This window comes from Streptomyces globosus, from assembly GCF_003325375.1.
Lineage (GTDB): Bacteria > Actinomycetota > Actinomycetes > Streptomycetales > Streptomycetaceae > Streptomyces > Streptomyces globosus_A.
In genome coordinates this window covers 408200-435054 of the sequence record NZ_CP030864.1, presented here as the reverse complement: position 1 = coordinate 435054, position 26855 = coordinate 408200, and the positions used below count along the sequence as shown (strand labels likewise).

18 protein-coding genes are annotated in these 26855 nt (G+C 74.8%); 8 read left to right on the top strand and 10 right to left on the bottom strand.

Annotation, left to right across the window (positions count from 1 at the left end; all coding sequences use genetic code 11):
* Positions 1-185: 185 nt before the first annotated feature.
* From C0216_RS32695 to C0216_RS32690, 3 genes are all read left to right on the top strand, one after another.
* A complete protein-coding gene (locus C0216_RS32695; RefSeq protein ID WP_162793389.1) occupies positions 186-6557 on the top strand; it encodes a non-ribosomal peptide synthetase in 6372 nt (2123 codons plus the stop codon).
* A 159-nt stretch (positions 6558-6716) separates the two neighbouring features.
* On the top strand, positions 6717-6938 hold the full coding sequence (locus C0216_RS33755) for an MbtH family protein (RefSeq protein WP_162793388.1): 222 nt from the start codon (positions 6717-6719) through the stop codon (positions 6936-6938).
* The gene (locus tag C0216_RS32690; protein ID WP_162793387.1) at positions 6935-7789 is read left to right on the top strand and encodes a methionyl-tRNA formyltransferase; all 855 of its coding nucleotides are present in this window, start codon (positions 6935-6937) and stop codon (positions 7787-7789) included. The genes C0216_RS33755 and C0216_RS32690 overlap by 4 nt, the downstream gene beginning before the upstream one ends.
* Positions 7790-7996: 207 nt before the next feature.
* Here the strand turns inward: C0216_RS32690 and C0216_RS32685 are convergent, their stop codons facing one another.
* Positions 7997-11188, bottom strand: a complete 3192-nt coding sequence (locus C0216_RS32685) for an AfsR/SARP family transcriptional regulator (protein ID WP_114059393.1) — start codon at positions 11186-11188, stop codon at positions 7997-7999.
* 134 nt (positions 11189-11322) lie between these two features.
* On the opposite strand from C0216_RS32685, the gene C0216_RS32680 reads away from it, so the two are divergent.
* On the top strand, positions 11323-12000 hold the full coding sequence (locus C0216_RS32680) for a LuxR C-terminal-related transcriptional regulator (RefSeq protein ID WP_114059392.1): 678 nt from the start codon (positions 11323-11325) through the stop codon (positions 11998-12000).
* Between the two features lie 38 nt (positions 12001-12038).
* Here the strand turns inward: C0216_RS32680 and C0216_RS32675 are convergent, their stop codons facing one another.
* The 9 genes from C0216_RS32675 to C0216_RS32640 all read right to left on the bottom strand — a co-directional run bounded on the left by C0216_RS32675 (position 12039) and on the right by C0216_RS32640 (position 22647).
* On the bottom strand, positions 12039-13808 hold the full coding sequence (locus tag C0216_RS32675; protein ID WP_246043023.1) for an ABC transporter ATP-binding protein: 1770 nt from the start codon (positions 13806-13808) through the stop codon (positions 12039-12041).
* Complete coding sequence (locus C0216_RS32670; RefSeq protein ID WP_114059391.1) at positions 13805-16996, bottom strand: lantibiotic dehydratase; 3192 nt, start codon at positions 16994-16996, stop codon at positions 13805-13807. The genes C0216_RS32675 and C0216_RS32670 overlap by 4 nt, the downstream gene beginning before the upstream one ends.
* Before the next feature lie 27 nt (positions 16997-17023).
* Positions 17024-18328 carry a lanthionine synthetase C family protein gene (locus C0216_RS32665; protein ID WP_114059390.1) on the bottom strand — a complete coding sequence of 435 codons (1305 nt, stop codon included), beginning with the start codon at positions 18326-18328 and terminating at the stop codon, positions 17024-17026.
* Positions 18325-19359 (bottom strand): sulfotransferase domain-containing protein, encoded by a 1035-nt coding sequence (locus tag C0216_RS32660; RefSeq protein WP_114059389.1) that lies wholly within the window; start codon positions 19357-19359, stop codon positions 18325-18327. Before C0216_RS32660 ends, C0216_RS32665 begins: the two co-directional genes overlap by 4 nt.
* A gap of 14 nt (positions 19360-19373) precedes the next feature.
* On the bottom strand, positions 19374-19568 hold the full coding sequence (locus C0216_RS32655; protein WP_114059388.1) for an FDLD family class I lanthipeptide: 195 nt from the start codon (positions 19566-19568) through the stop codon (positions 19374-19376).
* Positions 19569-19819: 251 nt separating this feature from the next.
* Positions 19820-21250 (bottom strand): PqqD family protein, encoded by a 1431-nt coding sequence (locus C0216_RS32650; protein WP_114059387.1) that lies wholly within the window; start codon positions 21248-21250, stop codon positions 19820-19822.
* A gap of 150 nt (positions 21251-21400) precedes the next feature.
* Complete coding sequence (locus tag C0216_RS33750) at positions 21401-21538, bottom strand: hypothetical protein (RefSeq protein ID WP_162793385.1); 138 nt, start codon at positions 21536-21538, stop codon at positions 21401-21403.
* Positions 21539-21711: 173 nt separating this feature from the next.
* Positions 21712-22032: a TraR/DksA family transcriptional regulator gene (locus C0216_RS32645; RefSeq protein ID WP_246043059.1), complete on the bottom strand. Its 321-nt coding sequence runs from the start codon at positions 22030-22032 to the stop codon at positions 21712-21714.
* Positions 22033-22167: 135 nt separating this feature from the next.
* Positions 22168-22647 carry a DedA family protein gene (locus C0216_RS32640; protein WP_114059386.1) on the bottom strand — a complete coding sequence of 160 codons (480 nt, stop codon included), beginning with the start codon at positions 22645-22647 and terminating at the stop codon, positions 22168-22170.
* 906 nt (positions 22648-23553) lie between these two features.
* On the opposite strand from C0216_RS32640, the gene C0216_RS32635 reads away from it, so the two are divergent.
* The 4 genes from C0216_RS32635 to C0216_RS32620 all read left to right on the top strand — a co-directional run bounded on the left by C0216_RS32635 (position 23554) and on the right by C0216_RS32620 (position 26819).
* Positions 23554-23793, top strand: coding sequence for a hypothetical protein (locus tag C0216_RS32635; protein ID WP_114059385.1), 240 nt, complete (start codon positions 23554-23556; stop codon positions 23791-23793).
* Between the two features lie 32 nt (positions 23794-23825).
* Positions 23826-24428: a hypothetical protein gene (locus C0216_RS32630; RefSeq protein ID WP_114059384.1), complete on the top strand. Its 603-nt coding sequence runs from the start codon at positions 23826-23828 to the stop codon at positions 24426-24428.
* 59 nt (positions 24429-24487) lie between these two features.
* Positions 24488-25753, top strand: a complete 1266-nt coding sequence (locus C0216_RS32625; protein ID WP_114059383.1) for a serpin family protein — start codon at positions 24488-24490, stop codon at positions 25751-25753.
* A 133-nt stretch (positions 25754-25886) separates the two neighbouring features.
* On the top strand, positions 25887-26819 hold the full coding sequence (locus tag C0216_RS32620) for a matrixin family metalloprotease (protein ID WP_114059382.1): 933 nt from the start codon (positions 25887-25889) through the stop codon (positions 26817-26819).
* Positions 26820-26855: the final 36 nt, after the last annotated feature.

The window sequence follows — 26855 nt, the reverse complement described above, 5'->3', positions numbered from 1 at the left end:
GGGGCGCGTGGGGTGGGTGTGCGCCCCCCTTGGCTGCAACCGGGTGTGAACCGCTTTGGAGAATACGGAAGTTGGAGTGACAGGTGGGGGCGCACCGGCTCTGCGCACCCGATCGGATGATCAAATTGCGCCGACCGGGTGGCGGGCGGGCAAAACGTCACTTCGGTGCGTCTTGGATGACGTCCATGATCTTTTCAGCAGCGACGTGGGCACCCGCCTATCCCCTGGGCGATACCGGCGAGCCCCTGCCCGTGCACCGCGCCGTCGCCGCCGCCGCACTCCGCGCGCCGGACGGCACCGCGGTGGTGGAGGAGGGCGGCCGGAGGTGGTCCTATCGCGAAGTGTGGGCGTACGCAGGCGAGTTGGCCCAGCGGTTACGGGAGGCCGGGGTCGGGCCCGGGGCCGCCGTGTCGGTACGGCTGCCGCGGTCGGCGCGGCTGGTCGCCGCGCTGCTCGCGGTGTTCGAGGCCGGCGCCGCCGCCGTGGTGCTGGATCCGCGGACGCCCGCCGAGCGGCTGGACGCCGTCGAGGACGACGCCGGGTGCGCGGCCGTGCTCGTACCGGCCGGAGTGGCCTGGCGCCCGGGCCGGCCGCGGGCCGTCGCCGTGCCGGACGCCGGGGCCCCGGGATCCCGTACGGGGCCGGCCGCGACCGCGGCGGACGGGGAACTCGGGCGGGTGGCGTGCGTCTTCTACACCTCGGGGTCGACCGGACGCCCCAAGGGAGTCCAGGTCACCCACCGCAACCTGGCGCACTTCGCCGCCGACCCGCACTGGGAGGCGCCCGGGCACCGGGTCACGGCGCTCGTCTCCGCACTCGGCTTCGACGCGCTCAGCCACGACCTGTGGCTGCCGCTCACCCGGGGCGGCACCGTCGTCGTCCCCGCCGAGGACCGGCTCGACGCCCACCGGCTGGCCGCCCTGGTCGCCGAGCACGGTGTCACCGGGGTCTTCCTCACCACCGCCTGGTTCAACCAGATCGCCGCGGACGACCCGGGTGCGCTGCGGGGGCTGCACACGGTGCTCACCGGAGGCGAGGCCGCCGACCCGCAGGCGTTCGCACGGATCCGGGCCGCCTGTCCGCAGGTGGCGCTCGGCCATGTCTACGGCCCCACCGAGTGCACCACCTTCACCACGCTGCACCCCCTGCCGCCCGGGCAGCCGTTGTCCGGGGCGCGGGTGCCGATCGGCACCGGGCTGCCCGGGGCCGCCGTACGGCTGCTCGGGCCCGATCTGGCCGAGGTGCCGGACGGCGAGCCCGGCGAGGTGTACGTGGCGGGCGAGCAGCTGGCCCAGGGCTACCTGGGGCGTGCGGGCCTGACCTCCGAGCGCTTCGTCGCAGACCCGTTCGGTCCGGCCGGTACGCGCATGTACCGCACCGGCGACCTGGCCGTGCGGGGGCCCCGGGGTGCACTGGAGTACCTGGCGCGCGACGACGACCAGGTCAAGATCCGCGGCCACCGGGTCGAGCCCGGCGAGGTGCGCGCCGCCCTGGCGGCCCTGCCCGGGGTCGCGCAGGCGGTCGTGGTGGCGCACGGCGGGCGGCTGGTCGGCTACGCGGTGCCGGAGCGCGGCGCGTCCGGCGCCACCGGGGAGGAGCTGCGCGAGCGGCTGGGCCGGGCGCTGCCCGAGTACCTCGTGCCGTCGGCGGTCATGCTGGTCGACGACATCCCGCTGACGGTGAACGGCAAGGTGGACCGGGCGGCGCTGCCCGCGCCCGCCGCCGTACGGGGCGGTGCGGGCGGTGTCGCGCGGACGCCGGCCGAGCGGGCGCTGTGCGCGGCGTTCGCGGAGGTGCTCGGGCTGGCCGGGGCCGGCACCGGTGACGACTTCTTCGCACTGGGCGGCGACAGCATCACGGCGATGCGGCTGGTCAGCCGGGTCCGCCGGGAGAACGTGGCGATCAGCTCCCAGGACGTCTTCCGGCTGCGGACCCCGGGCGCCCTGGCCGCCTGCGCGCAGGCCGCGGCGCCGGCCGCGGACCTGCTGCACCGGTCGGCGACCGGCCGTCTGGAGCTGCCTCCGATCGCGCTGTGGCTGCGCGAACAGGGGTCAGGCGTGGGCGAGTTCGTGCAGTCTCAGCTCCTCGAGACGCCGCCCGGGCTGGCGCGTGAGGCGCTCGTCGCGGCCCTGCAGGCGGTGCTCGACCGGCACGACGCCCTGCGCACCCGGCTCCCCGACCTGTCCGCGGCCACTGTGTGGCAGCCCGAGGTGCTGCCGCCGGGCGAGGTGGAGGCGGGCACGCTGCTGGACGTGGTGGACGTACGGGACCTGCCGGGCGCCCCGTCCGCGCGCGAGGTCCGGGAGGCGGTGGCGTGCGCCATGCGGTCGCTGGACCTGCCCGCGGGGCGGGCCCTGCGCGCGGTGTGGTGGGACGCGGGCCCGGCGCGGGCGGGCCGGCTGCTGCTGGCCGCGCACCACCTGGTGGTGGACGGGGTGTCCTGGCAGGTGCTGGTGCAGGACCTGGCGCGGGCCGCGGAGGATCCGCGGGCGCTGGGCGCCTGGGGCACGGGAACCCCGTACCGGCAGTGGGTGCGGGCGCAGACCGGGCGGGCCGGCAGCGACGAGGTGCTGGCGACGCTGCCGCACTGGCTGGAGGCGGGTGCACCGGCTGCCGTGCCGTGGCCGTCGCGCGGGGCGCTGGATGCGGAGTCGGACACCGTCGGGACGTCCCGGTCCTGGGAGTCGGTGCTGCCCGCCGAGGTCGGCCGGGCCCTGCTCACCACCGCGCCGGCGTACTACGGCGCGACGACGCAGGAGCTGCTGCTGGCCGCGCTGGCGGTGGCCGCCGCCCGGCGCAGCGGGTCCCCGACGCTGGTCCTGGACACCGAGGGGCACGGCCGGGACGGCGGGTCGGAGGCAGGCGGGGCGGAGGCCGGAGTCGCCGCCACGGTCGGCTGGTTCACGTGCATGTTCCCCGTCCGTCTGACCGCGGACCCGGGCGCGGCGGACGCGGACCTCGCGGACGCGGTGCGCGCCGTACGCGAGCAGTGGCGGCGGGTGCCGCGCGACCGTGCCTCGTACGGGCTGCTGCGTCACCTGCACCCGCAGGCCGGCCGGCTGCTGGCGGCCGCGCCGGGGCGGCCGGTGCTCTTCAACTACCTCGGCCGGTACGCCGTCCCGGGCCGTGACCCGTGGCCGCACGCGGCGGAGGCGCCCGTCCTCGGCATCCACCGGGCCGCCCGGCAGCCGCTGTCGCACCCGCTGGAAGTCAACGCGGTCGTCGACGAGCGCACCGGGGAGCCGCTGCTGACCGCGGTGTGGCGGTGGTCCGCGCGGCTGGTCGACAGCGGCGAAGCGGAGGGCCTGGCCGCGGAGTGGGACCGTGTGCTGGCCGCGCTCGCCCGGGCGGCGGACGGCGGTGCGCGGCCGGGAGGGGCCGGGGCGGCCCTCGTGCCCGGGCAGCGGGCGGAGGAGCAGTGGCCGTGCTCGCCGCTCCAGGAGGGGCTGCTCTACCACGCCCACGAGGGCGGGGGCGCCGCGGATCCGTACCACGTGCAGACCGTGCTCGACCTGGAGGGGCCGGTGGACGCGGGCGCGCTGCGCTCGGCGCTGGGCCTGCTCGTCGAGCGGCATCCGGCCCTGCGGGCCGGGTTCCGGTGGGACTGCGGGGGCCGGGCGGTGCAGTTCGTGCCGGAGAAGGCCGCGGTGCCGTTGCGGGAGGTGGACCTGGCGGGGCTTCCCGAGGGCGCGCGCGGGCCCGCCGCGGAGGCGGAGGCGCTCCGGGACCGGGACGAGCCGTTCGACCCGGCCGCGCCGCCGCTGCTGCGGGCCGTGCTGCTGCGGCTGGGCGGGGGCCGCTCGCGGCTGCTGCTGAGCTACCACCACATCCTGATGGACGGCTGGTCGATGCAGGTGGCGCTGGCCGACCTGGCCGACCTGTACGGGCAGGCCGCCTCGGGCGCGGTGCCGGCGCTCGCCGCGCGGCCGTCGGCGCTGGCGTACCTGCGGTACGTCGCCGATCAGGACGCGGCGTTGGCGGGGAAGCACTGGCAGGCCCTGCTCGGCGGCGTGAGCGAGCCGACGCTGCTGACGCCGCCGCCGGGCGCCGGCGGGGAGCGGGGGCGGCCGCGCACGGTGCTGGTGGAGCTGCCGGCCGGGCGCACGGCCGCGCTGCGGGCGCGGGCCCGGGAGCGGGCGCTGTCGCTGAACACGCTGGTGCTGGGCGCGTGGGCGCTGGTGCTGGCCCAGCTGACCGGCCGGACGGACGTGGTGTTCGGCACGGTCGTCGCGGACCGGCCGCCCCACCTGCCCGGGGTCGAGTCCATGGTCGGGCTGATGAACAACGCGGTGCCGGTGCGCGTGGACACCGCGGCGGCCGGCGACCGGGGCGGGCTGCTGGCGGCGCTCCAGGAGCAGCGGACCGAGATGATGCCGTTCCAGCACCTGGGACTGGCGGAGATCATCCGCGGGACCGGGCTGCGCGAGCTGTTCGACACCGTCGTCGTGCTGGAGACGTATACGGACGCCTTCGCCACCCGGTGGGGAGCTGACCTGCGGGTGGTGTCCAGCCGGGTGGAGAACGGCACGCACTACCCGCTGTGCGTGCTGGTCTCGCCCGGGGAGCGGATGGCGATCCGGGTCCAGTACCAGCCGGGGAGGCTCGGCGGGGAGGGGGCTCGGGAGATCGGGGCGCGGCTGGTCGAGGCGTTGGACGCGCTGGCCGCCGATCTGGACGTGCCCGCCGCGCAGCCGGTTGCGGCGGTCGGGGCGGCGGGGGCGGGCGCGGGCGCGGAGGAGCTGCTGCCGGTGCCGGTGCCGGTGTTGGAGCGGTTCGCCGGGCACGTGCGCACGGCTCCGGGGCGGCCGGCCGTCGTGGACGGTGCGGGGGTGCTGGACTACCGGGGCCTGGACGCGGCCTCGGACCGGCTGGCCGGGGAGCTGTCCGACCGCGGCATCGGGCCCGAGGACGTCGTCGCCCTGTGCCTGCGGCGCGGCCGGGACGCGGTGGCGGCGATGCTGGCGGTGCTCAAGGCCGGGGCCGCGTACCTGTGGCTGGATCCGCGGCACCCGGCCGCCCGGGTGGCGGCGCTGGCCGCCGAGGGGCGGCCCGCACTGCTCGTACGGCAGCGGGAGTTCGATGCGGCGCTGTCACTGGTCGACGCCGCTGTGCCGCGGATGCTGCTGGAGCCGCGGCACGTGGCGCCCGAGCCGCCGGCCGGACCGGGCGGGCCGCGGGTGCGCCGTCGTCCGGTGCGGCTGCCCGGGCATCCGGCGTACGTGGTGCACACGTCGGGGACACAGGGGGTGCCGAAGGCCGTGGTGATGCCAGGGGCGGCCCTGGACCGGCTGGTGGACTGGCACGAGGAGCGCTTCCCGGCGGAACCGGGGTCGGTGACGGCGCAGTTCACGTCCATGGCGTTCGACGTCGCCACGCAGGAGGTCCTCACCGCGCTGTGCACGGGCCGTACGCTGGCCGTCCCGGACGCGGACACCCGGGCCGACGCGGCCGCCTGGACAGCATGGCTGCGTACGCACCGGGTGACCGAGCTGTTCGCGCCGACGCCCGTACTGGCGGCGCTGTGCGAGTTCGCGGACGGGGAGCGGGAGACGCTGCCCGACCTGCGGCACCTGGTGCAGGCCGGCGAGGCGCTGGTCGTCGGGCCGCAGCTGCGCAGCCTGTGCGCCCGCGGCGGGAAGCGGCTGCACAACCATTACGGGCCGGCCGAGACGCACGTCGTGACGGCGGGCGAGGTCGCCGGGGAGCCGGCCGGCTGGCCCGCGCGGCCCCCGATCGGGCGTGCGGTGCCCGGGTCGCGGGTGCGGGTGCTGGACGCGGGGCTGCGGCCGGTGCCCGACGGGCTGGTCGGCGAGCTGTACCTGGCGGGCGACCAGGTGGCGCGCGGGTACCTGGGCCGGCCGGGGCTGACCTCGGCGCGGTTCGTGGCCGACCCGTGGGGGCCGCCCGGGTCGCGGATGTACCGCACCGGTGACCTGGCGCGGAGGCTGCCGGACGGCGCGCTGGAGTTCACCGGCCGCAACGACGACCAGGTCAAGATCCGCGGGCACCGCATCGAGCCGGACGAGGTGCGGGCCGCGCTGGCCGCCCTGCCCGGGGTGGTGCAGGCCGCCGTGGTGGCGGGGCCGGACGGGCGCGGCGGCAAGGAGCTCACCGGGTACGCCGTCGGCGCGTCGGAGACCGGCACGCCCCTCGACGGGGGTGCGCTGCGGGCCGCGCTGGCGGAGGTGCTGCCGGACTTCATGCTGCCCGCGCGGGTGGTGGTGCTGGAGCGCATGCCGCTGACCGTGAACGGCAAGGTGGACCGGCGGGCCCTGCCCGAGCCGCTGCGGGCGCCCGCCGTGCAGCGGGAGCCCCGTACCCCGGCGGAGCGCGTGGTGGCCGAGGCGTACGCCGACGTGCTGGGCCTGGAGCGGGTCGGCGTGGACGACGACTTCTTCGACCTGGGCGGGCACTCGCTGCTCGCCGCCCGGCTGCTCCAGTGCCTGCGCGAGGGGCTCGACCCGTCGGTGACGCTGGCCCAGGTGATGCGGCGGGCCACGCCGGCGGCGCTGGCCGCCGCGGTGGCGGCGGAGGCGCCCGTACGCGTACGGGGCTGACCGGGGGCCGGTCCCGGCCCGGAGCCGCGGGGCTGGCCTCAGCCTGCGCCGCTGTTCTCCCTTGACCGATGGCAGTGCCATCCGGCGGTGCGCTGCGCCGCCGCGCCCGCATCCGCATTCCGCATTCCGCATTCCGCATTCCACACACGAGGAGACCTCATGAACCCCTTCGACGACCCCGACGGCACGTTCGTCGTACTGGCCAACGACGAGGAGCAGCACAGCCTCTGGCCCGCCCACATCACCGCTCCGGACGGCTGGCGGGAGGTGCACCCGCGCGCCGACAGGGCCACCTGCCTGGCCTGGGTCGAGACGTCCTGGACCGACCTGCGGCCGCGTTCGCTGCGGGCCGCCGGGGCCGCTGCCGGGACCGCCCGGTGAACGCGCCGGACACGCCCGTGCTGCGCGTCGCCGTCGTGGCCGCGCTGCCGCAGACCGCACCCCCGCTGGTCGAGGCGCTGTGCGCCCTCGGGCACCGGGTCCCGGTGGTGGTAGGCCACCGGCGCCCCGCCGACTGGCCCGGGCACGTGCTCGGCGAGCATGACCTGCCGCCGGGGGTGGACCTGGCCGTTCCCTCCCGTACGGATACGATCGCGGGCCTGTTGGGCGCGTACGCCGTCGACGTGGCCGTCAGCTACGGCTACCCGCGGAAGCTGCCCGCCGCCGCTGTGGCCGCGGCCCGGCTGGGGACCGTCAACTGCCACCCGTCCGACCTGCCCTCGTACCGGGGGCCGAACCCGGTGGGGTGGGCCGTGCGCAACGGCGAGCGTGCGATCGGCGTGACGTGGCACCGGATGGACGCGGAGCTGGACACCGGCTCCGTGCTGGCCCGGACGACGATCGCCCTGGACGACGAGGCCTGGTCGTTCACCGGGGTCAACGCCCGGGTGCTGGAGGCGGCTTCGGAGCTGCTGCCGCTGGTGCTGCGGCGGCTGGTGCGCGGGGACGAGGGCGAGCCGCAGCCGGCGCGGGAGGGCAGCTGGGCCGGGTTCTTCGCGGAGGACTACGCCGCGGTGGACTGGTCGGGGCGGGCCTCGGACATCCACAAGCAGGTCCGCGCCTGGAACATCGCCGGACACCACCCGCGCGTACAGGGCCCGGTGGCGGTGATCGACGGCACACCCTGGCGGCTGCGCCGCACGACCCTGCACCAGCCGCCCCCGGGCACCGGCCGCCGCATCGCCTGCGGCGACGGCGACCTGTGGGTCCTGGCGGCGGACCCGTTGGTCTGAGGGCCTGTTGAGAGAGTGCTGGTCACAGCCATTCGCCGGTGGCTGCGACCAGCACCGTCGCTTCGGGTCCGCCGGTGCCGGGCACGGGGCCGGCACGCCGACGGGGTGCGAAGAACGCGGCAAACGAAGGCGCGGGGTGCGCCGGAAGGCCTGGTCGGCCGGGGCGCGTGGGCTCGGTGGGCGGTGCCGGGGGCTCTGCCTCGGCGTTCAGCCCGTCGCCCCCTCGCGGGACCGCTGCGCCAGAGCGAGGGCCTCGGCGCGGTAGTGCCGGTGACCGGGCTCCGGCAGCAGTACGGCAGCCTGCTCGGCCCGCAGGGCGGCGGCTTCGGGCTCGCCGTGCTCCAGGGAGGCCTCGGCCAGCAAGAGCAGCGCTCGGGCTTCGAAGAGTCCGTACCCTCTGCGGCCGGCCGACTCGCGGGCCGCCTCCGCGAACCGCGCCGTGTCCGCCGGCCTCCCCAGGCGCAGGCTGGAGTCCGCGAGGCCCAGCAGGGCCCGGAGCTCGGGAGTGCGGGCGTTGCAGCGCCGGGCCAGGCCGCGGGCGGTCTCGAAGTGCTTCAGGGCGACGCCGTGGTTGCCGACGCTCTGCGAGAGCAGAGCCCGCCCCACGTACAGGTAGGACTCTGCGCGGGCTTCACCGGTCGCGGTCTCGAAGCCCCGGTCGATGTGGTCGAGGGCACCCGCACGGTCGCCCGACCGGATCATGGTCAGCGCGAGCCAGAAGAAGGTGTAGGCGATGTCGACCTGGTTGCCGAGGCGCCGCTGGATCTCGGCCGCCCGGTCCAGGGCCGCGCGGGCGCGCTCCGGGTGGCCGCTCTCGTGCAGCACCGCTCCGAGGTTGCGCTCGGCGAGTGCCGCCGCCGTCGGGAAGCCCAGCTCGTCGTAGAGCACCAGCGCCCGGGTGAGCTGCTCCTCGGCCTCGGCCAGCCGGCCCATCTCGTGGAGGATCGCCCCCACGTTGCCCGTGGCGATGGCCCCGCCGGCGCGGAAGCCCGTACTGCGGCCGAGTTCCACACACCGCTCGCCGTGGCGCAGGGCCTCCTTCAGGTCGCCCACGTACCACGAGGCGAGGCACAGGCTGTTGTGCGCGGCGCTCTGGCCCTCCGTCGACCCCGTGGTGCGGTACAGGTCCAGGGCTCGGCGGTCGTGGCACACGGACATGTCGTAGTCGCTCTGGTTCAGGTAGGCGCTCGACAGGCTGCGGTGCGCGGCGGCCTGTCCGTCCAGGCTGCCGTCGGCCTCCGCCGCGGCGAGGCCCGCCGCGCCCACGGCGAGCCAGTCGACGGCGTAGGCCCGCCTCATCATGTACGGACGCAGGGCGTCGGCGAGCGTCCAGGCGAGCTTGCGCGGTCCGTTTTCCGCGGCGTGCTGCACGAAGGCCACGGCGTTCGGGCGTTCGGCGTCCATCCAGTCCAGGGCCTCGGCGGCGTCCGCGAAGCCGAGGCCCTGGCCGGCGCTCTCCACGGGCAGGCGCAGGGCTTCGGGCTGGAGGAGCCGCACGGCGTTGTCGGTGCTCCCCAGGTACCACGCGTGCAGCCGTGCGAGGGCGGCCGACTCGTCGTCCTGTTCCCGCACCCGCTCAGCGGCGTAGGCGCGCAGCAGGTCGTGGAAGGAGAACCGGCCGGGCGCGTGCTCCTCCAGCAGATGGCTGCGGACCAGTTCGTCCAGCAGTGCCCCGGCGGCCCGGGGGTCCACCCCCGCAAGGGCCGCGGCGGCCCTGAGCGGGAGGTCTCCGCCGGGGACCAGCCCGAAGAGGCTGAACATCCGTGCGGCGGCCGGGGAGAGCGTGGCGAAGGACATGTCGAGCACGGAGCGGACCGCGGTCCCTTCGTCCCCCGGCACCTGGAGCGCCCCCAGCCGGTCCCCGGTCAGCCGGGCCGCCTGCTCGGCGAGGGAGCGCCCGGGGTGGACGGCCAGGTCCGCCGCGGTGATCGCCACGGCGAGCGGCAGGTAGGCGCAGGCGGCGGTGAGGGCGTCGGCGGCCCCGGGCTCCGCGTGGACCCGGTGGGCGCCGATGATGTTGAGGAGGACTTCCTGGGCTTCGGCGGGTTCCAGCGTCCGCAGCGGGAGCGGTGTCGCGCCCTCCCGCGCGACGAGGCCCGCGAGCGAGTCGCGGCTGGTCACCAGGACCAGGCACTCCGAGCTGCCCGGGAAGAGCGGGCGTACCTGGTCGGCGCTGTGCGCGTTGTCCAGGACGACGAGCATGCGCCTGCCCGCGCACAGCGAGCGGTAGAGGGCCGCGGCCCGGTCCGCCTCCACCGGGATGTGCTGGGCGGCCACGCCGAAGGCCTGGAGGAAGCCGGCGAGTGCGTCGATGGGCCGCAGCGGCCGGCCCGCGTCGTGGCCGCGCAGGTTCACGTACAGCTGTCCGTCGGGGAAGGAGTCGCGTCGGCGGTGCCCCCAGTGGACGGCGAGGGCTGTCTTTCCGGCGCCGCCCTGGCCGGTGATCAGCGCGGTCCGCACCGTACCGGTGGACACGGTGCCGGTGGTGGGCAGCATCGCGTCGAGTCGCCGCAGCGCATCCGCCCGGCCGGCGAACGCCGGTGTGGATCCCGGAAGCTGGGCGGGTGGCGTCTGCCCGGCGGCGGTCTGCGCGCGGCGGCTCGCGCTTCGGGGGGCCGGTTCGGTCAGCGGTGCGCGTTCGTCCGTGAGGGCGGGGTCGTCGGCCAGGACGCGCCGGTGCAGCGCGGTCAGGTCGGGGCCGGGCTCCAGCCCCAGCTCCTGCACCAGTCGGGCGCGCGCCTGCCGGTAGGCGGTGAGGGCTTCGCCCCGGCGTCCCGAGCGGTACAGGGCGAGCATCAGCTGTCCGTGGAGCCGCTCGCGCAGCGGATGGTTCCCGATCGCGGACCGGATCTCGCCGACGACGTCCGCGTGCCGGCCCAGCCGGAGGTCCGCTTGGACGCGGTTTTCGAACGCGACCATCCGCAATTCGTTCAGCCTGGGCGCCTCCACCTGGGTGAGCCGGTCCGCGCGGCTGCCCGCCAGCGCCTCCCCCTGCCACAGGGCCAGAGCCGCGCGCAGCCGGGCCGACGCGGTGGCGTCGTCCCCGCGCTCCGACGCCTCGGCCGCGCCCCGGGTCAGCCCGTCGAACTCCCGCAGGTCCAGGACGCCGTGGTCGAGCCGCAGGACGTATCCGCCGGGCTCGGTGGCCAGGACGTCCCGACCGGTACGGCAGTCGCCCAGGGCGTGCCGCAGCCTCTTCACGTAGTTCTGCAGGGTGGTGCGTGCCGTCGAGGGGGGCGCCCCGCCCCAGATCCCGTCGATCAGCTGTTCGGCCGGCGCGGGGCGGTCGGCGTTCAGCAGGAGCAGGGCAAGCAGATCCCGTTCCTTCGGCGCCGTGATCGCCACAGGCTCGCCTGCGCGCTGGACGGTCAGCGGCCCCAGGATCCGATAGTGGAACACCCGCACCCCTCTCCTGCTTTCGTTCGGGTGCAGGGGAGCTTACGGGAACTCCCGTGCGAGGCCCCGCTAGTAATCCGCTAGCGGGGCCTTCACATGCTGGCGCCACGTTCGTCGCGCTACATCGGAGTTGTTTCATGACCACGTCTGCGTCCGGCCAGAACAGGCTTCGAGTGGCCCTGGTGGAGGGCCGTCCCCTGCTGCGTGCAGGCATCAGGTCCGCACTCGACGGTGCGGGGGGCATCGACGTCGTCGCGGAGGCCGGGGAGGCCGGTCAGGTGGTGCCCATGGCCCTGGGCGCCGCTCCCGACGTCGTTCTGATGGACCTGGACCTGCCCGGGTCCGCCTCGGTGGAGCTGTGCAGGGCGCTGGTCCGCGATGCCGGGGTGCGGGGGATCCTGGGGATGACGGGCCGCGGCGACGACACAGGGCTGCTGCGGGCGGCGCTGCTGGCCGGAGTGCGCGGGTACGTGTCCAAGTCGGCGGGAGCGCACGAGATGGTCGGGGCGGTGCACATGGTGGGCAGCGGGTTCATGGTGGCCGGCGATGTCGCGGTCCGGCTGGTGACCAGTCTGCTGGCAGTGCCCGGGCCGAGGGCGGAGCCGGATCCGGTGCCCATGCTGACCCGGCGGGAGCGGGAGATCCTGGACCTGGTGGCCCGCGGGTACGACAACCGCCGGATCGCCCGCGCCCTGACCCTGGCCGAGAAGACCGTACGCAACCACGTGTCGGCCGTCTTCGCCAAGATCGGCGTCAACTGCCGTGCGCAGGCGGTGGTCTACGGGCGGGAGGCCGGCATGGGGCTGGCGCGCTGACGGGCACGCCCAGGCGGGGGCGGGGCCGGCGGGCGGGGTCAGTGGTAGCCGGCCGCCTGGAGGTCGAACAGGGACGCGTACAGTCCGCCGGCGGCCATGAGTTCCTCGTGCGCGCCCTGTTCGAGCACGCGGCCGCCGTCGAGCACCACGATGTGGTCGGCGGTGCGGACGGCGGAGAAGCGGTGCGCAACGAGGAGCGAGGTGGCCCGGGTGTGGACCCTGCGCAGGACGTCGAACACCTCCGCCTCGGCGGCGGCGTCGATCGCGGCCGTCGGCTCGTCGAGGATCATGACCGGGGCCCGGCGGACCACCGCCCGGGCCAGGGCCACCTTCTGCCACTGCCCGCCCGAGAGCTGGTGGCCGCCGGCGAACCAGCGTCCGAGCTGGGCGTCGAGCCCGCGCGGGAGGCCGGCGAGGACTTCGCGGGCTCCGGCGGTCACCGCCGCCTGCCACAGCAGCCGGTCGTCGTCCAGCGCGGACACCCTGCCGAAGCCGATGTTCTCCCGGACCGGTGCCTCGTACTGCTGGTAGTCCTGGAAGACCATCCCGATGTTCTCCCTGAGGTCCTCGAGGTGGTAGTCGGCGAGGGGCCGGCCGTCGAGGAGGATGCTGCCGCCGGTGGGCTCGTAGAACCGGGTGAGCAGTTTGAGCAGGGTGGACTTTCCCGAGCCGTTGCGGCCGACGAGTGCCACGCAGGAGCCGGCCGGCACGGTGAAGGAGACCCCGTCGAGGACCGGCCTCTCGTCCCCCGGGTAGCTGAAGCGGACGTCACGGAACTCGATGCCGCGGGCCAGCAGGGGCGGGACGGGGAGCATGCCCCCGGCTGTGGCCGGCTGCTCCTCCATGTCGAGGAACTCGAAGAGGTGGCCGAGGAAGAGGCAGTTCTCGTACAGGTGCACCCCGCTCGCGAAGAGGCTCCGCACCGATGCCTGGATCAGTGTCACGCCCGCGATGTACCCGGCGAGGACGCCCACCTGCCCCGTGGACAGTGCGGATCGGACGGCCAGCAGGATCGCCGCCACCAGGGTCCCGGCGCTGAGCAGGCCGAACAGCGCGCTGAACACGGCCCGGCGGTGCTCGATGCGCCGGTCGTCCGCGTGGAACCCCTCGACCAGCGTCCGCGACCGGCCGAGGAGAAGGGGCACCAGGCCGAACAGCCTCGTCTCCTTGTATGTCTGGTCGTTGGTGAGCAGGTGCTCCAGGTAGGTGAGCCGCCGGCGGCCGTCCGCCCGGGCCCGCTCCACGGCATGGGTGCGGCGGCTGAAGTGCAGGTTCACCAGCGCCGCGGGCACCGGTGCGAGGCAGATGGCGACGGCCACCGGCACGCTCGTTCCCAGCAGCACGGCGCCGACGGCAAGGAAGGACACCGCGGCCGACCCGGTCGCGATCAGGTGCGTGAGGACCTGGAAGGGGCGGAACGCGGACTCGCGGGTGGCGCGCTGCAGCCGGTCGTAGGTGTCCGGGTCCTCGAACTGGCCGAGGGAGAGCCGCGCCGACTTCTCCATGATGGTCAGCCCGAGCGCATCCGGAAGGCGGCTGCGCAGCAGTGCCTGCTGGTGGTCGTGGAGGACCGCGAGGAAGTGGCCCGCGACGGCCGCGCCCGCCAGGCAGCCGCCCGCCGTGAGCGCCGGCGCGGCCGGGGCCCCCCGGCCCGCCGCGTCCGCCACGGCCTGCACCATCCGGGCGGTGAAGTACACCTGGACTGCGGGAAGGAGTGCCGAGGCCGTGGACAGGACGGACACCGACACGACCTGGCGGGGGCTGGTCCGCCACAGCAGCCGCAGCGACCTCGCCGCGAGCCGGATCACGGTCGCCCCCCGCCCGCACCGGGACGGCCCTGGACGGCACGCAGGGCGAGCGCCCGCAGGTGGTGGCTGCGGATCTCACGGTCCCGGTCCAGGCCGACGAGCCGGATGAACTGCATGTGGGCGAGACTGTCGAGGATCTCGTGCTCCGTGCCGACCAGATGTCCGGACCGCGCCAGGTCACGGACGCGTTCCCCCGCGGCGGCCACCGCCGGGGCCTGCCGGGCGAGCACCGCGGCGAGGTCGTGCGACCACTGCCGGGCCGGCGGATCGGGATGTGCGTCCCACGGTGCGATCAGGTCGCCCAGGGTGCGGCGCACCGTGCGGAACAGGTCGCGGGTGGCGGGCGGTACGTCCCTGACCGCAGCTGCGGCGGTTTCCCCCGGGGGCGCCCACTGGCGGTGCAGCACGTCCAGTGCGTAGGCGGTGACGGTGTCGGTGTCGATGCCGGGGCGGCCGCGCAGCAGGCCCAGCAGGCGCGTCGCCATGTCGCTGTTCGCTTCGAAGACCGCCTCGGCGGCGTCCATGGCGAGCGGGCCGCCGTAGCGTTCGGTCTCTCGGTCGTAGGAGGCTACCGCCAGGTCGGAGGCGAGTCCTGCGTCGACCAGCTCCTTCGCCCAGCCGACGAGTCTGGTGAGCGGCGCGGCGACTGCGGCGCCGGGGGCCTTGCGGACGCGTATCCGCAGGTGTGGGTGGGGGTCGGCGTACCGGATGAAGAACCACCGGTCGATCAGGCCCTCGTCCCGCAGTCCCCGGACGAGCGCGGGCAGGGCGTCGGCGAGGATGTCGTCGTGCCGGGCGACAGCGGCATAGAGCTTCAGGTGGGTCCAGTCGCCGCCGGCCGTGCGGCGCTTGGCACCGGCGGGGTCGGCGCCCCGCTCGCGGAGCGTCGCGGCGGCTGCCGGTGACATGGCGGGCAGCGGCCTCTCCACCGCCGTCTTGCGTGCCAGCAGAGGTACGACGATCTCGTTCGCGTAGGAGCGGCCGTCCACGTCGCGCAGCCACGACGGCTTCGTGGGATCGGCCACGGCTTCCTCCAGCACCAGCGCGCCGGGGCCGCCGGGGCCGTAGGACGTGCGCAGCGCGCGCTGGATCTCCTCCGCGCACAGGGGATTGTCCAGGTCGAGGAGGAGCCGGTGGTCGAACAGGCTCAGGTGGACCCAGCGGGGTACCCGCCAGGTCTGCCGCCATGCGCGGAAGGCGTCGAGGAAGGCGTCCCCGTCCGCGGCGTCCGCGCAGTCGGCGGGAGAGCCCGGAACGTCGGAGCCGAACAGCCAGCGAGCGGGCTTGAGCACGATCCGTCCCCTGGTCACGCGGGGCAGGAACGGTGCCCGGCCGAGGGAGCCCCAGGAGAACTCGGCGAGGGGGGCCCAGCCGTCCTCCGAGACCTCCAGCAGGAACCGGCACACGTTGGGCGCGCTGCCCCAGTTGACGAGGTGGCTCTGGGTGACGTGGAGCTGTCGGCCGTGGCGGGCGGACCGCAGGTAGAAGCGGTCTCGCGTCGCCCCCACCAGCACGTCGGAGAGGTCGATCCGCTCGACACCGCCCTCCGTGGGCGTGGCGTTGACGCAGATCTCGTGGCGGCGGAGCGGGGGGTGGATGGCCACGTTCCCCCGCCGTGCCTCCATCTGGGCGTACTCGAGCTCGGCGAAGACCGTGCCCGGGCACAGTTCCTCCTCGGCCGCGGCGTACTCCCGGAGCTCTTTGCGGAAGTCCTCACCGAGGAGGTCGAAGAACCGCCCTGCGAATCGGCCGCCGTCCCGCATGGAGCCCGTACTCAGTACGAACTTCCAGTCGCCGGAGTCCAGTTGCTGCCGCGATCCGGCGACCACCTGTCCCATGACGTCGAGTGACGGGCGGGCGTCCGGACCTGATCCCCCTTCGTCCCTGGGGCGCCACGCCTCGAGGAAGTCGTCCGTGATCTCCACCTCGGACTGCCCCTGGCGGAGCGCGGCGGCGGCGAGGGCGGCCAGGGCGGCGTCCTGCTCCCGCGGGTCGTTGCGCGGGGCGGGGGTCAGGGGCAGGGCCCGGGGCGGGAACCTGTACGTCTCCGGGGCGTCCAGGCCGGTCTCGGGGCTCAGCAGGTCCAGGACCGGCACTTCGGCTCCGAGGCCGTACCGCTCCAGGAACTCCCTGTGGTACACGGCGAGGTGGTGGAGCCGGGGGGCCTGCCCGCCCAGGCGCAGCAGGACCTCGGCGGCGTCCGCGGCCTCGGAGGCGACCTGGGCGTGGAGCGTGGTGCCGAGCAGATCGAGCCGGGCGTCCACGTGGAAGGGGGCCTGGGTGTGCCCCGGCACGACCGTCCTCTGGTGCTCGGCCAGCTCCGCCAGCAGTCGGCCGCCTCCGCCGTCGGGACCGGCCTGGTCGGCGGCCGTCGCCAGCTGCCGCGTGCGGCGCAGCGCCCGGCGGTGGCGTTCTGCATGGTGGATGCCTTCGAGGCGGTCGAGGACCGCCTGCTCGGGGTGCGGGTGGGTCGGGGCCGGGCGGAGGTCGCTCGTCAGCATGCCCAGGTCCCACAACCGGTCCACCAGCTGCCTGATCTTCTCCGGCGGGGCCGTGGGGAACTCTCCGGCCATCGCGGCGATCAGGTCGGACCCGCGCGGCCGGCCGGCCGCCCTGGTGAGGGCCGCGGTCACGACCCGGGTGGCGCGGACGCTGCTCGACTGCCGGTCCGCCGTCCCCGGGGCCTGGGTCACAGGCAGCGTGATCCGGCCTGCGATGTGCTGGAGCAGCGGGTTCGCGCGGACCGTCAGCTCACCGCGCAGTGCGGGGTCGGCTTCCATCTCCTTGACCAGTTCCATGAGCCACCCCATGTCCGCGCGGGTCCTGCTTGCGGCCGGGCGCTCACCGGCGCGTGCCAGCGTGGTGGCCTCCCCGAACCGGCCAACCGCCACCTGCGCGAACAGGCCGTACGGCGTGGGCCTGGAGCACATCCTGGACAGGTAGCGCAGCAGCGAGGAGTGCATCCGGTCGGCGGACCGGCCGCCGGCTCCGGGGGTGTTCCTGTCCAGTTCCGCGGCCAGACTGCGGCTGGCCACTCCGATGGCCTGCCGCACCAGGGGCTGCTCCCCCAGTGTCCAAAGGTGGTCGCGGGCCTGTCGGCCGCGGCCGTCGAGCGCCTCGACGTAGGGGTCGAGCGGCAGCGCCGGAGAGCGGACGAGGAAGAATCCCGCGGGGGTGTACAGGCTCATGGGGTCACTCTTTTCCGCAGGTGGTGGTCAGGCGATGAGCAGGGAGCGCTGCCAGCGCGGCGAGACGGGCGATGACACGCTCCACAGGGCCGCGGCAACGCCGGCCGCACCGCACAGGAGGTCGGGGTTGTCGATCCGGAGACCGGGCTCCTCCCGGTTCTGCACGCCGAAGGCCAGGCCTTCGTCGCACCACCCGAGCAGCCGGTCCGCCAGTACGGGGAGGGCGGTCCTGGCGTACGCGCTGTCCGTGGTGCAGGCGAAGACCCGGCAGATCGCGAGCAGGCCGGCCAGGCCGTGGCAGATCGTGGGCGGCAGCGTGTGGAGGCGGTCCTCGGACCGCCGCAGTGCCGCCTCGAACGCGGCGACGGCGCAGGCCCGCAGCCGGTCGTCCTCCAGCGCTTCTGCCGCGACGAGCAGGGCGGCGGCGATGCCCGGGGCGCCGTAGCACCAGGCCGTCCTGGCGGTGTGCCGGGCCGGGGTGCGCCGGCCTTCGGCGTCCAGCGGGACGCCGCTGGGCCAGTCGGCTCCGAAGCCGTCCTCGACGGCGGTGGACGACAGCAGGTCGATCGCGTTGGCGATGGCCTCGCGCATACCGGGGCGCCGGTACCCGGCCCGCCAGGCGAGGGACAGTGCGGCGAGCGGTCCGGGGACGCCGTGGGCGAGGCCGAGGTTGATGTACCCGTGCGGATACTCCTCCTGCTCCCGGGGCAGCGGGTAGTCCTCGGGCGGGATGACCCAGCGTGGCTCGGTCTGCGTCGCGGCGGGGGTGCAGACTCCCACCAGTTCGTCCACGAGCTCCTGGATGCCGTCGCGCAGGGCGTCGTCCGGTGAGGGCACGGACACGAGGTAGCCGAGCGTGCCGGCCGCTCCCTGCAGCGTGTCGTACGCGGCCACGCTCACAGGGGGTTGCGGGCGCCGATGGCCGCGCTCGCGCAGCTGCTCGCCCAGGCGGGTGTGCAGAGCGCCGAGGCTGTGCCGGTAGCGCGGGTCGGCCGAGGCGAAGTCCGCGAGCACGAGGGCCAGGCCCGCCGTTCCCGCCACGAGGCCGTATTCGGCCATGGGGTTGTCGTGGGTGCTCCGTACGGCGCTGACGAGCCGCTCGTGGGCGTCCCGGTGCCAACCCGCCCCGGGGTCGGCATCGGACGCCATGCGCAGCAGCAGCGCCAGGCCGGCGTCGCCGGCGAGCAGGGAGCTGGCCTGCCGCGGGCCGGGGGTGTTGGGGTCCTCGATCGACGCGGACACGCTCGCCCGGACGTGGGCGGGGTCGGCGAGGCGCGAGGTGATGAGGCGTGCGGTGCGCCGCGCCTGTTCCGCAAGCGGGCCGGTGATCACCGAGCGGCTCCGCGTGCGTAGCCGAAGCTGTCGAGGAGGTGCCCGAACCGGGCCTCGAACCGCTCCACGTGATCCGGGGAGAAGGTTTCCCGCCAGCGTCCCGTACGGCCCTTGTTGAGGGTGAAGGACTGCGGGTTGAAGAGGCAGTCGGCCACGGACGCCGGGTCGATGTCGTGCTCCAGCCAGTCCGCGACGCGCTTGACGGCAGCCAGCTGGGCCGTGCGCGTTCCGCCGCCCTGCGGGCCGACGAGTTCCTCGAAGGAGACGTGGCAGACGTTCGGGTGGTGCAGGAAGCTGATGGCGGACTCGAAGTCCGACAGCAGCGGCATCCGGGGGTCGGACAGCGCGTAGTCCAGCTTCTTGCCGTAGTCCTCCATCGACTCCAGGACGGGGCCGAAGACGGCCGACTCCGGATACCTCAGGAACCTGAGTCCGTTGCTGCGGGAGAAGAAGTCCACGAGCGAGACGAGGACGTCCCTCGGGTCCCGGTAGTTGAGGATCACTCTGGGGGAGCCGGTGTTGACCCACTCGGCCAGGAAGGTGTTGTCCATCCGCCAGACGTCCACCGAGTGGAAGATCCAGCTCATTCCGGCCGGGGTGGAGGAGAACGGAGCGGTCCAGATCTCGGGGCGCATCTTCGGACCGAACCGCGCCTCGGGCGCTATGGCCTCCACATGGGCCAGGGGGGCGACCGCGAGGCGGGTCTGCCAGGCCCACGCCAGCTGCAGCCAGGCCTCGTCCGTCGTGCGGATGAAGGCCTCCCGGTCCCGTACGTGGTCGAGTGCGGCGAACTCGTCGGGGTCGAGGAACCTCTCTGCCATCTCGATCCGTTCCCGGATGCTGAAGGCGGGACGGCCTCCGTCCGGCGGTACCGGTTCGCCGTACACGCGGTAGCCGAGGTGTACAAGGAGTTCCTGAACCAGATGCGTTCCGCTCTTGCGCGGCGAAATGACGAAGACCCGCTCGCTTGACACTTGGGTCGCCCCTTTCCCATGGAGAACGGCCTGCCCGGGGAAGGGCAGGCCGCTCATTGCTCTTCCGTCTACTACGGGTTGATGGTGCAGCGGAGGCTGCCGAGCCCGTCGCAGCAGTACGAGGCGCACGAGCCCTTGCAGGAGTACCAGTTGCTGAACCCGCCCTCGACGGACGGGATGTCCGCGTTCACCGCGATGCGCACGTCGAGGTCGAACTCGTCGACATCGAATTCCTGGACTCCCGGGGTTGCCAGGGAAACCGGCATGGGTCTTTCTCCTCACATCTGTGTGGAACCGAATGGAACGAGACGATCATCCCGGATTTCGCGTCCTGCATTCCTGAGGCAGATGTCCCGACCGTGTCCCGGTATTTCAGTGAACGGGGGGCCCCATGACGGGAAATGCACCGTGGAGACGTTTTTCCCCTCCACGATGGGGCCGAAAGGGATCGATCCGGCGGTTTCCCGGGTCCGTGCCGGATTTCCGGCCGGGGCGCCGCGACAGGTTTCCGCTCCCCTCACTCGAGCAGGCCCGCCGCGGTCAATTCCGACATGCAGGCGGCGACATGGTCGTGCGCCGCTTCGCCGGCCGCTCCCGAGCGGCGCCCGTACTCCGCCGCCACGGCGTGCGCGTCCCGTCCGTCGCACAGCGAGTAGATCAGCCAGGAACGCGCGTTGAGCCAGTGCATCGCCGCGGTGTCCGTGTTCACCACGAGCAGTTCCCCCTGCTCGGGCATCGGCCGGGCCATCGCACGGGCGGAGCGGCGTACCACCGCCGCCTGCCCGGTCGCCGCGGGCGGTCGTACCGGGACCACGCCGGCCACCCCCGCGGGCGGCGTGATCCCGGAGTCTTCGTGCACCAGGTTCAGGGCGTCGAGCAGCCAGTGCAGGAACCGCCGGCCGTCGGCCGTCAGGTGGTCCTCCGGGAGCGCCAGTACGTATCCGGCCAGGTAGCGGGCGCGCTCCAGGCTCGTCCCGTAGGTGCCGTCGCGGGCCGCCTCCGTGTCCGGGCTCACCTCGTCGACGACCTCGTCGGCCGGCGGGTCGCCGAACTCGGCCCTCAGCGTGTCGTCCGCGTGCCGGGCAGCTTCCTGGAAGACCAGCATGTGCACGTAAAAATGGAGCGCCACGAGCACCCGCACGAGCCGCCAGGGCGTCTGCCGCCACGGGATCGGCACGGACAGGTCGGCGGCACGCAGGAGCGCCCCCGAGCGCAGTGCGTCGAAGAGCTTGAGGTGGACGCCCTCGTGCAGGAGGGTTTCCGCGGCCGTCCACGGGTCCGTCAGGCGCTCCGGGGCCATCAGAATGGCCGAGGGGAGGGGGTCGCCGCCCGAGAGCGACTGGAGCGGGCCGTCGGCCGATTCCCCCCGGGTGAAGCCCACGACGGAGACGTGCCGCAGAACGCTCGGCCCGACCTGCGGGAGCAGCCGTGTGAGCAGGTCCGCCCCGCGCGACAGCCGCCGGCACATGTCGGGTGACGGGATGACCGGGTCCGCCGCGGGCCCGCCCTCGATGCTGCCGTCGTAGAGCCGACGCAGCCGGACCGACAGCTCGCCCGGGACCCGGTCGGCCGGGTTCATCTCGGTCCACAGCCATGCGGGCCCGTACTCCGGCCACGGCCTCACGTGCGGGGTGGCCATGCGCTCGCACGGCCCCAGGCCGTCCGTGCCGAGGGGCAGGCGGGCGGCCAGGGCGGCCAGACCCAGGGCGTCGGGACGGCCGTTCTCCAGCTTGGCCATGTCGTCCTCGAACGCATTGCGCAGGACGGGGTCGCCGAGCAGGGGAAGCAGCTCTTCGCGGCTCAGCCGGGAGAGCCGGTGCAACACCTCCGGATGGCGGGTCTCCTTTTGCGCCATCAGCCGGAGGCCGAGGACGAACCGGGCCGCGTTGCGCTCCCCGATGGCCCGGGAATCACCGAACCGGCCGTCGGCGACGAGCAGGGCGTCCACGCGGTCGATTTTCCCCCGGGAGGAATGACGTGAGGCTGTAGGCGACATCGAAGCACCGTCCAGGTAGTCCGGAGAAGGAAAAAGAGGGGTGTGCGGGCAAAACGGACCGGGGGGCGCCCGGAACTGGCGCCCCCCGGTCCGGTCTCGGGATCAGGCGGCGGCGGGGGTCGCCCAGTACGCGGGAACCCAGGCGCGCTCCTCCGCCGCGTCCCGGCTCATCTGCGGGACGTTCTCGACCGCCAGCCAGTTCTGCGCGATGGCCGGGAACTCGATTTCCAACTGCGGCATCAGAATCTCCTCTCGTCGGCTCCCTCCGGAGCCACGCCGCCAGGATCTCGGAACGCGGTCCCGGTCTTCATGGGGTCGCTGTCCCGTACTTGTCCCGTATCGGCCCGGGGCGGCCGGCCGGCCCCGCGACAGCACCCCCGGCACGAGGGGAGCGTGTACGGCCGTCGGAACAGTCAGCTCGTGGCGTGCAGGGTGCGGCGGGCGGTGAGGGAGTGCGGGGGTGAGGAAGCGCGGTCGACGCAGGTGGCGGCTGCCGGGCGGATTTCCAGGCGTTCCGGCGGGATGGGGTTGCGGCAGTTCTCGCACGGGCCGTAGTGGCCCTGTGCGAGGCGGTCCAAGGCGTCGTCCAGTTCCTGCAGGTGCTCGTGGGCGCGGGCCAGGAGGGCGGCTACGTGGGCCCGCTCGAAGGCGGTGCTGCCGCCCTCCGGGTCGTGCTCGTCGTCCACCGCGACCAGGGCGTTCGCCGCGACGATGCCGTCGTACTCGCGGCTCAGCGCGGCCGCCTCCGCGAGCGTGTCGGCCCCCCGGGCGCCGCCGGCGCCCGTCGGCTGCGGCTGTCCCGCCGTTTCAGGGGAGGGAGCGGGACCGCTGGTGTCGGTCGGGGGTGCCGCCGGCCCGGCAGGAGCCGTTCAGGGCTCGTCCCTCGCAGGGGGTGGGGGCGAGGTAGCCCTGCGTCTGCGGTACGCGACCGTCCCGGACACCGCGAGGACGAGGACGGCCACGGCGGTCGCCCCGAGGGCCGGGTGCCCGGCGAAGAGGCGGCCCAGTACCTGGAGCACACCGAGCCCCGCGGTCGCGTAGATCAGCGCCCAGGCCGCGCCGCCGATGAACAGGGCGGGGAGGTAGCGCACCAGTGGCATGCGCATGCTGCCCGCGAGCAGGTTCGCGGCGGTCTGGAAGCCGACCGTCAGGAAGGAGAGGGCCACCACCGGGGCGCCCCAGCGCTGGATCGCCCGCTCGACCCGCTGGAACTTCGCCGAGGAGATCCGCTCGGCAAACCGGCTGCGCCGGGCGCCGGCGCCGGCGAGCCACCCGACGGCGAAGGTTCCCCCTGCGCGGAGCAGCACGATGGCGTAGAGGGCTCCGGCCGTGAGCGCGATCTTATCCACGGCGCCTCGTCCCGGTCGCCGGGGCGGCGCACGGAACGCCTGTCACCCGCATGGGTGCTCCGTCCCCGCGGGGGCGCGGCGCGCATGCGCCCGGCCGTCGTCTCTCACTGCGCCCTGCCTCTGACTGTTCCGTTCCATGGGGTGCCACCTGCGGCAGCGGTTCCCGAACCTGCAGCCAGGCAAGGTCACCCTAACCGAACGCGCATCGGGGGGTACAGGGCACCGGCTCCGGCACGGGCCGCCGCCGGCAGAGCCGAGGCCGCCGCCAGGTGCGGGGCCGGAAGGCCGCGGCAGTGCCCGGCCTGCGGGCCCCCACGCAGCAGCGCCGTCAGGGCCTGGGGGTCCAGGGCCTGACGGCGCCAGTGCTTGGGGGAACCCGCTGGCACGGGTTCCGGCCCGGTGTGGTGCGTGTCGAGTTGGCTACCGGCCGGAAAGGCCGAGGTGGGACGGGGAGAGGGCAGGGGAGGGCTCCAGGGCCACGGTGCGCATCCGTGACGGGACGGAGGGCAGGCCTTTTCCGGAAGTCGTACGTCCCCCCGGAACAGTGCGGCCATACGGCACCCCTAAGGCCCTTGCATGACCCTCTCCTCAACTACGGTGTGTGCGCGAACAAGAGAGAGAGTGCCTCAGCCCCCCGGGGCCCCGCTACCGCCCGTTTCAGTTCGTCCCACCTTTGCGTGGAACGCTCGCTCCCGCTCCGCTGCAGGTCAGGGGAAGGGATGGGGGCGTGGGGGCGGCGTGCTCGCGGGCCGTTCCCCCTCCGTGTCCCGGTTCGCCGGCTCGCACGCGCTATGCGCGGGGCTTGCGGGCCGAAAGAATTTGCCGGAGGTGTCTGGTCTCACGGTCCTGGCAGGCCGTCAGATTGCAGCGGCACCCGTCGAGTTGGCTACCAGCCGCGAGGTGACTGTGAACCGTAGGGCAAACGACAACACGCACGCACAGGGGGAGCGCGCCGCCTCCCCCTCCCCGCTGATCCCCGCCGTCCCCGCCGTCATGGTGGTGCTGGTCCTCGGGGCCGTCACCGGCCTGGTCCTCGCCGGGACGGGCCTGCAGACGGCCGCGATCACCGTCGGCGTCGGCGGTCTGCTGGGCATCGAGCTGGTCCGCCGGCTGGTGCAGGTCCTCCCCTCCCGCCGCTCGCGGTAGCGGTGGGGCGCGGGACGAGCGCCCGTGCTGAGGTGACCAGGAAGGAACTGGCGGAGTGGCTCCGGTCGCTCCGCCCGTCCTGGTTCTCCTACAGCCGCATGGCGCAGACGTCGAAGGAGATGGGCCATCCCGCCTCGGTGGCGGCGCTGTGCCGGGCGGACAAGGGCCGCAGCCTCCCGCCGTGGAGGACCGTCGAGGCGTACGTCCGGTGCTGCGGCGGTTCGGTGGCCGACGCGAAGAAGCTCTGGCAGCGCGCGGCGAAGGCGGCCGTCGACGCGCGGGGCACCGCCGTTGCCCTGCCGAGGAGCGCGCCGGCCCTTCCCTACGTGGTGGAGCCCGCCGACCTCCTCCAGGCCATGCGGGAGCTCCGGCTGGCCGCAGGGCAGCCGACCCTGCGCACGCTGGAGGAGCGCGCCGCCGTCCCCGGGGCCGGCGGGGTGAGCCGCCTGCCCAGCACCACCATCGGGGACGTCCTCAAGGGCCGGCGCGGGTGCAGCGAGACGGTGCTGCTGCACTTCGTGCGGGCCTGCGGGGTGACCCGGGAGCAGGAGATCCGGCAGTGGGCGGACGCATGGCACCGGGTCGAGGCCTACAAGCGGGAAGGAGCCGCCTCCCGGTACACCAGGGCGTCCTGAGGCCCCGGGGCGCGGAAAAGCGTTCCGGGGCGGGGGCGGGGCGGCCGTAGGCTCCGCGCATGAGTACAAGGGATGCGACGGTTCGGGCGGTCAACCGGCTGACCGGGCGCTGGGCCGAGGCCGCTGTCGCGGCCGACGGGCGTACGGGGACCGTGTTGACCGCCGCCGGGGTCTGGCCGCTGCTGGCGCTGCTGGCGGACGGGGCCGGCGGGCCGGCGCGGGCGGAACTGGCCGAGGCGCTCGGCATACCCGCCGGGCGGGCCGCCGGCGCGGCCCGGGAGCTGCTGGCCGCACTGGGGCGCGTACGGGGGCTGGAGGCCGCGGCCGGGCTGTGGACGCGGGCGGACCTGCCGCTCGAACCGGAGTGGGCGGCCCGGCTGCCCGAGGGGGCGCGGGGAGCGCTCGGCGGCGATCCGGCCGCCGACCGGAGGCTGCTCGACGAGTGGGCGGCCGCGCGGACAGGCGGCCTCGTCGAGCGGATGCCGGTGGAGCTGACCGAGGACACCCGGCTGGTCCTGGCGTCGGCGCTGGCGCTGCGGCTGCGCTGGATACGGCCGTTCCGGGAGTGGCCCGGGACCCTGCGGGAGGGGCCGTGGGCCGGCCGGGAGGTGGTGCGGCTGCTCCGGACGACCTCGCTGCTGCACCGCGTGCGGGTCGCGGGGACGCCCGCCGGGCCCGTCACCGTACTGGAGGTGGTCGGCGATGCAGGGGTGGACGTCCACCTCGTCCTCGGCTCCGCGGACGCCCCGGCCGGGCAGGTGCTGGCCGGCGGAATCGCTGCCGCGACGCGGGCGGTGCCTTCGGTGGACGGCTTCTCCCTGCCCGAGGGAACGCCGGGGCCGGGCCTCCGGGTCGGCGTCGGGGCGGCGTACCGGCCCGAGCCGCGGCTGAGCGTCGACACCGTCGCCTTCGCCGTCGACGCCGAGCACGACCTGCTGGAGCAGGCCGGCCTGTTCGGCCTGGAGACCGCCGGCACGCGCGAGGCCGCCGGCCACTTCCCCGGGGTCAGCCGGGAGCCGCTCCTGATCGGTTCGGGCCGGCAGGCGGCGGTGGCGCGGTTCCACGCGAAGGGGTTCGAGGCCGCCGCCGTCACCGCGTTCGCGGCGGTGGGGGCCGGCCTGCTGCCGGCGCCTCCGTACCGTGTGCGGACCGTCGACGTCCGGTTCGACCGGCCGTTCGGCTTCCTCGCGGTGCAGCGGTCCTCCCGGCTCGTGCTGGCCGCGGGATGGGTGGCCGAGCCGCTCGCGTACGTCGCGGAAGAGTACGCGTACGACGGCGAGGACGAGGAGTGGGACGAGGACGGGGGCTGGGACGGCGGGGAGTGAGCGCTTGGCGGCCGCTCGGTTGCGCCCGCTCGGGCGGCTCCTATCGTGGAAGCAGCACCACTGCGCGGACGGCCCCCCTGCTGCCGGGTTCCCGTGTGCCGGCCGCCGGCCGCACCGACTCCGGGAGGCGCGGATGCCGAAGGCCCCGCTCCAGCCCCTGAAGAGGGGCGACCACGGCCCCGAGGTCGCGGCCCTGTACGCGTACCTGCGACGGCTGGGGTACGCACCCTACGCGCCGCGCGCCGCCGACCAGTACGACGAGCAGCTGGCCGAGGCGGTGCGCCGGTACCAGGAGTGCTTCGGGCTCGAAGCCGACGGCGAGACGGGCGAGCGCACCCTGGCGCAGCTGCGGCGGCCGCGCTGCGGGGTGCCGGACCTCCTGCCGGGCGCCGCGGCGGTGCCCCGGGCGGTGCCGACGATCCGCGCCTGGCCCCGTACGGACCTGACGTACGGGTTCATGCGGCACACCTCCGACCTGACGCCGGCGCAGGCGTCCTCCGCGGTCGCGCAGGCCTTCGCCACCTGGGCCGCGGTGACGCCCCTGACGTTCCGCCACCTCCCCCCGCCGCTCGCGGCCTCCGGCGCCGTGCACGCGCTCGCGCTCGCGGTCCGCTTCGGGCCGGCCTTCGACCGTACGCAGGCACGGGCCGTGCAGGCGCTGACCCGGCTGTACCGCGTGGACATCCTCGTCGGCTTCCTGGTCCGCGAGCACGGCGATCCGCCCGCCTTCCTCGGCACGCCGCCCTTCGACGACAACGCGGTGGTGCTGGGGCATGCGTGGCCGCCGCCCTCCGCGGCGGCACCGGAACCCTTCGCCGGCGACGTCCACTTCAACGACGCCCCGACGTGGACGAACCGGCCCGGGCTGCTCACCGACCTCCACGCCGTCGCCGTGCACGAGATCGGGCACGCCCTGGGGCTGGGCCACACGACGGCCGACACCGACTCCGTGATGACGGCCTCCGGCGGCGACGGCCGGCGCGAACTCTCCGCCGCGGACATCGAGGCCGTGCAGCGGCTCTACGGGCCGGCGCGCTGGCCGCCCGACGGGGCGGACGGCCGCTGAAGGAGTTCCGGCGGAGGCCCTCGGCGGGCCGGTGAA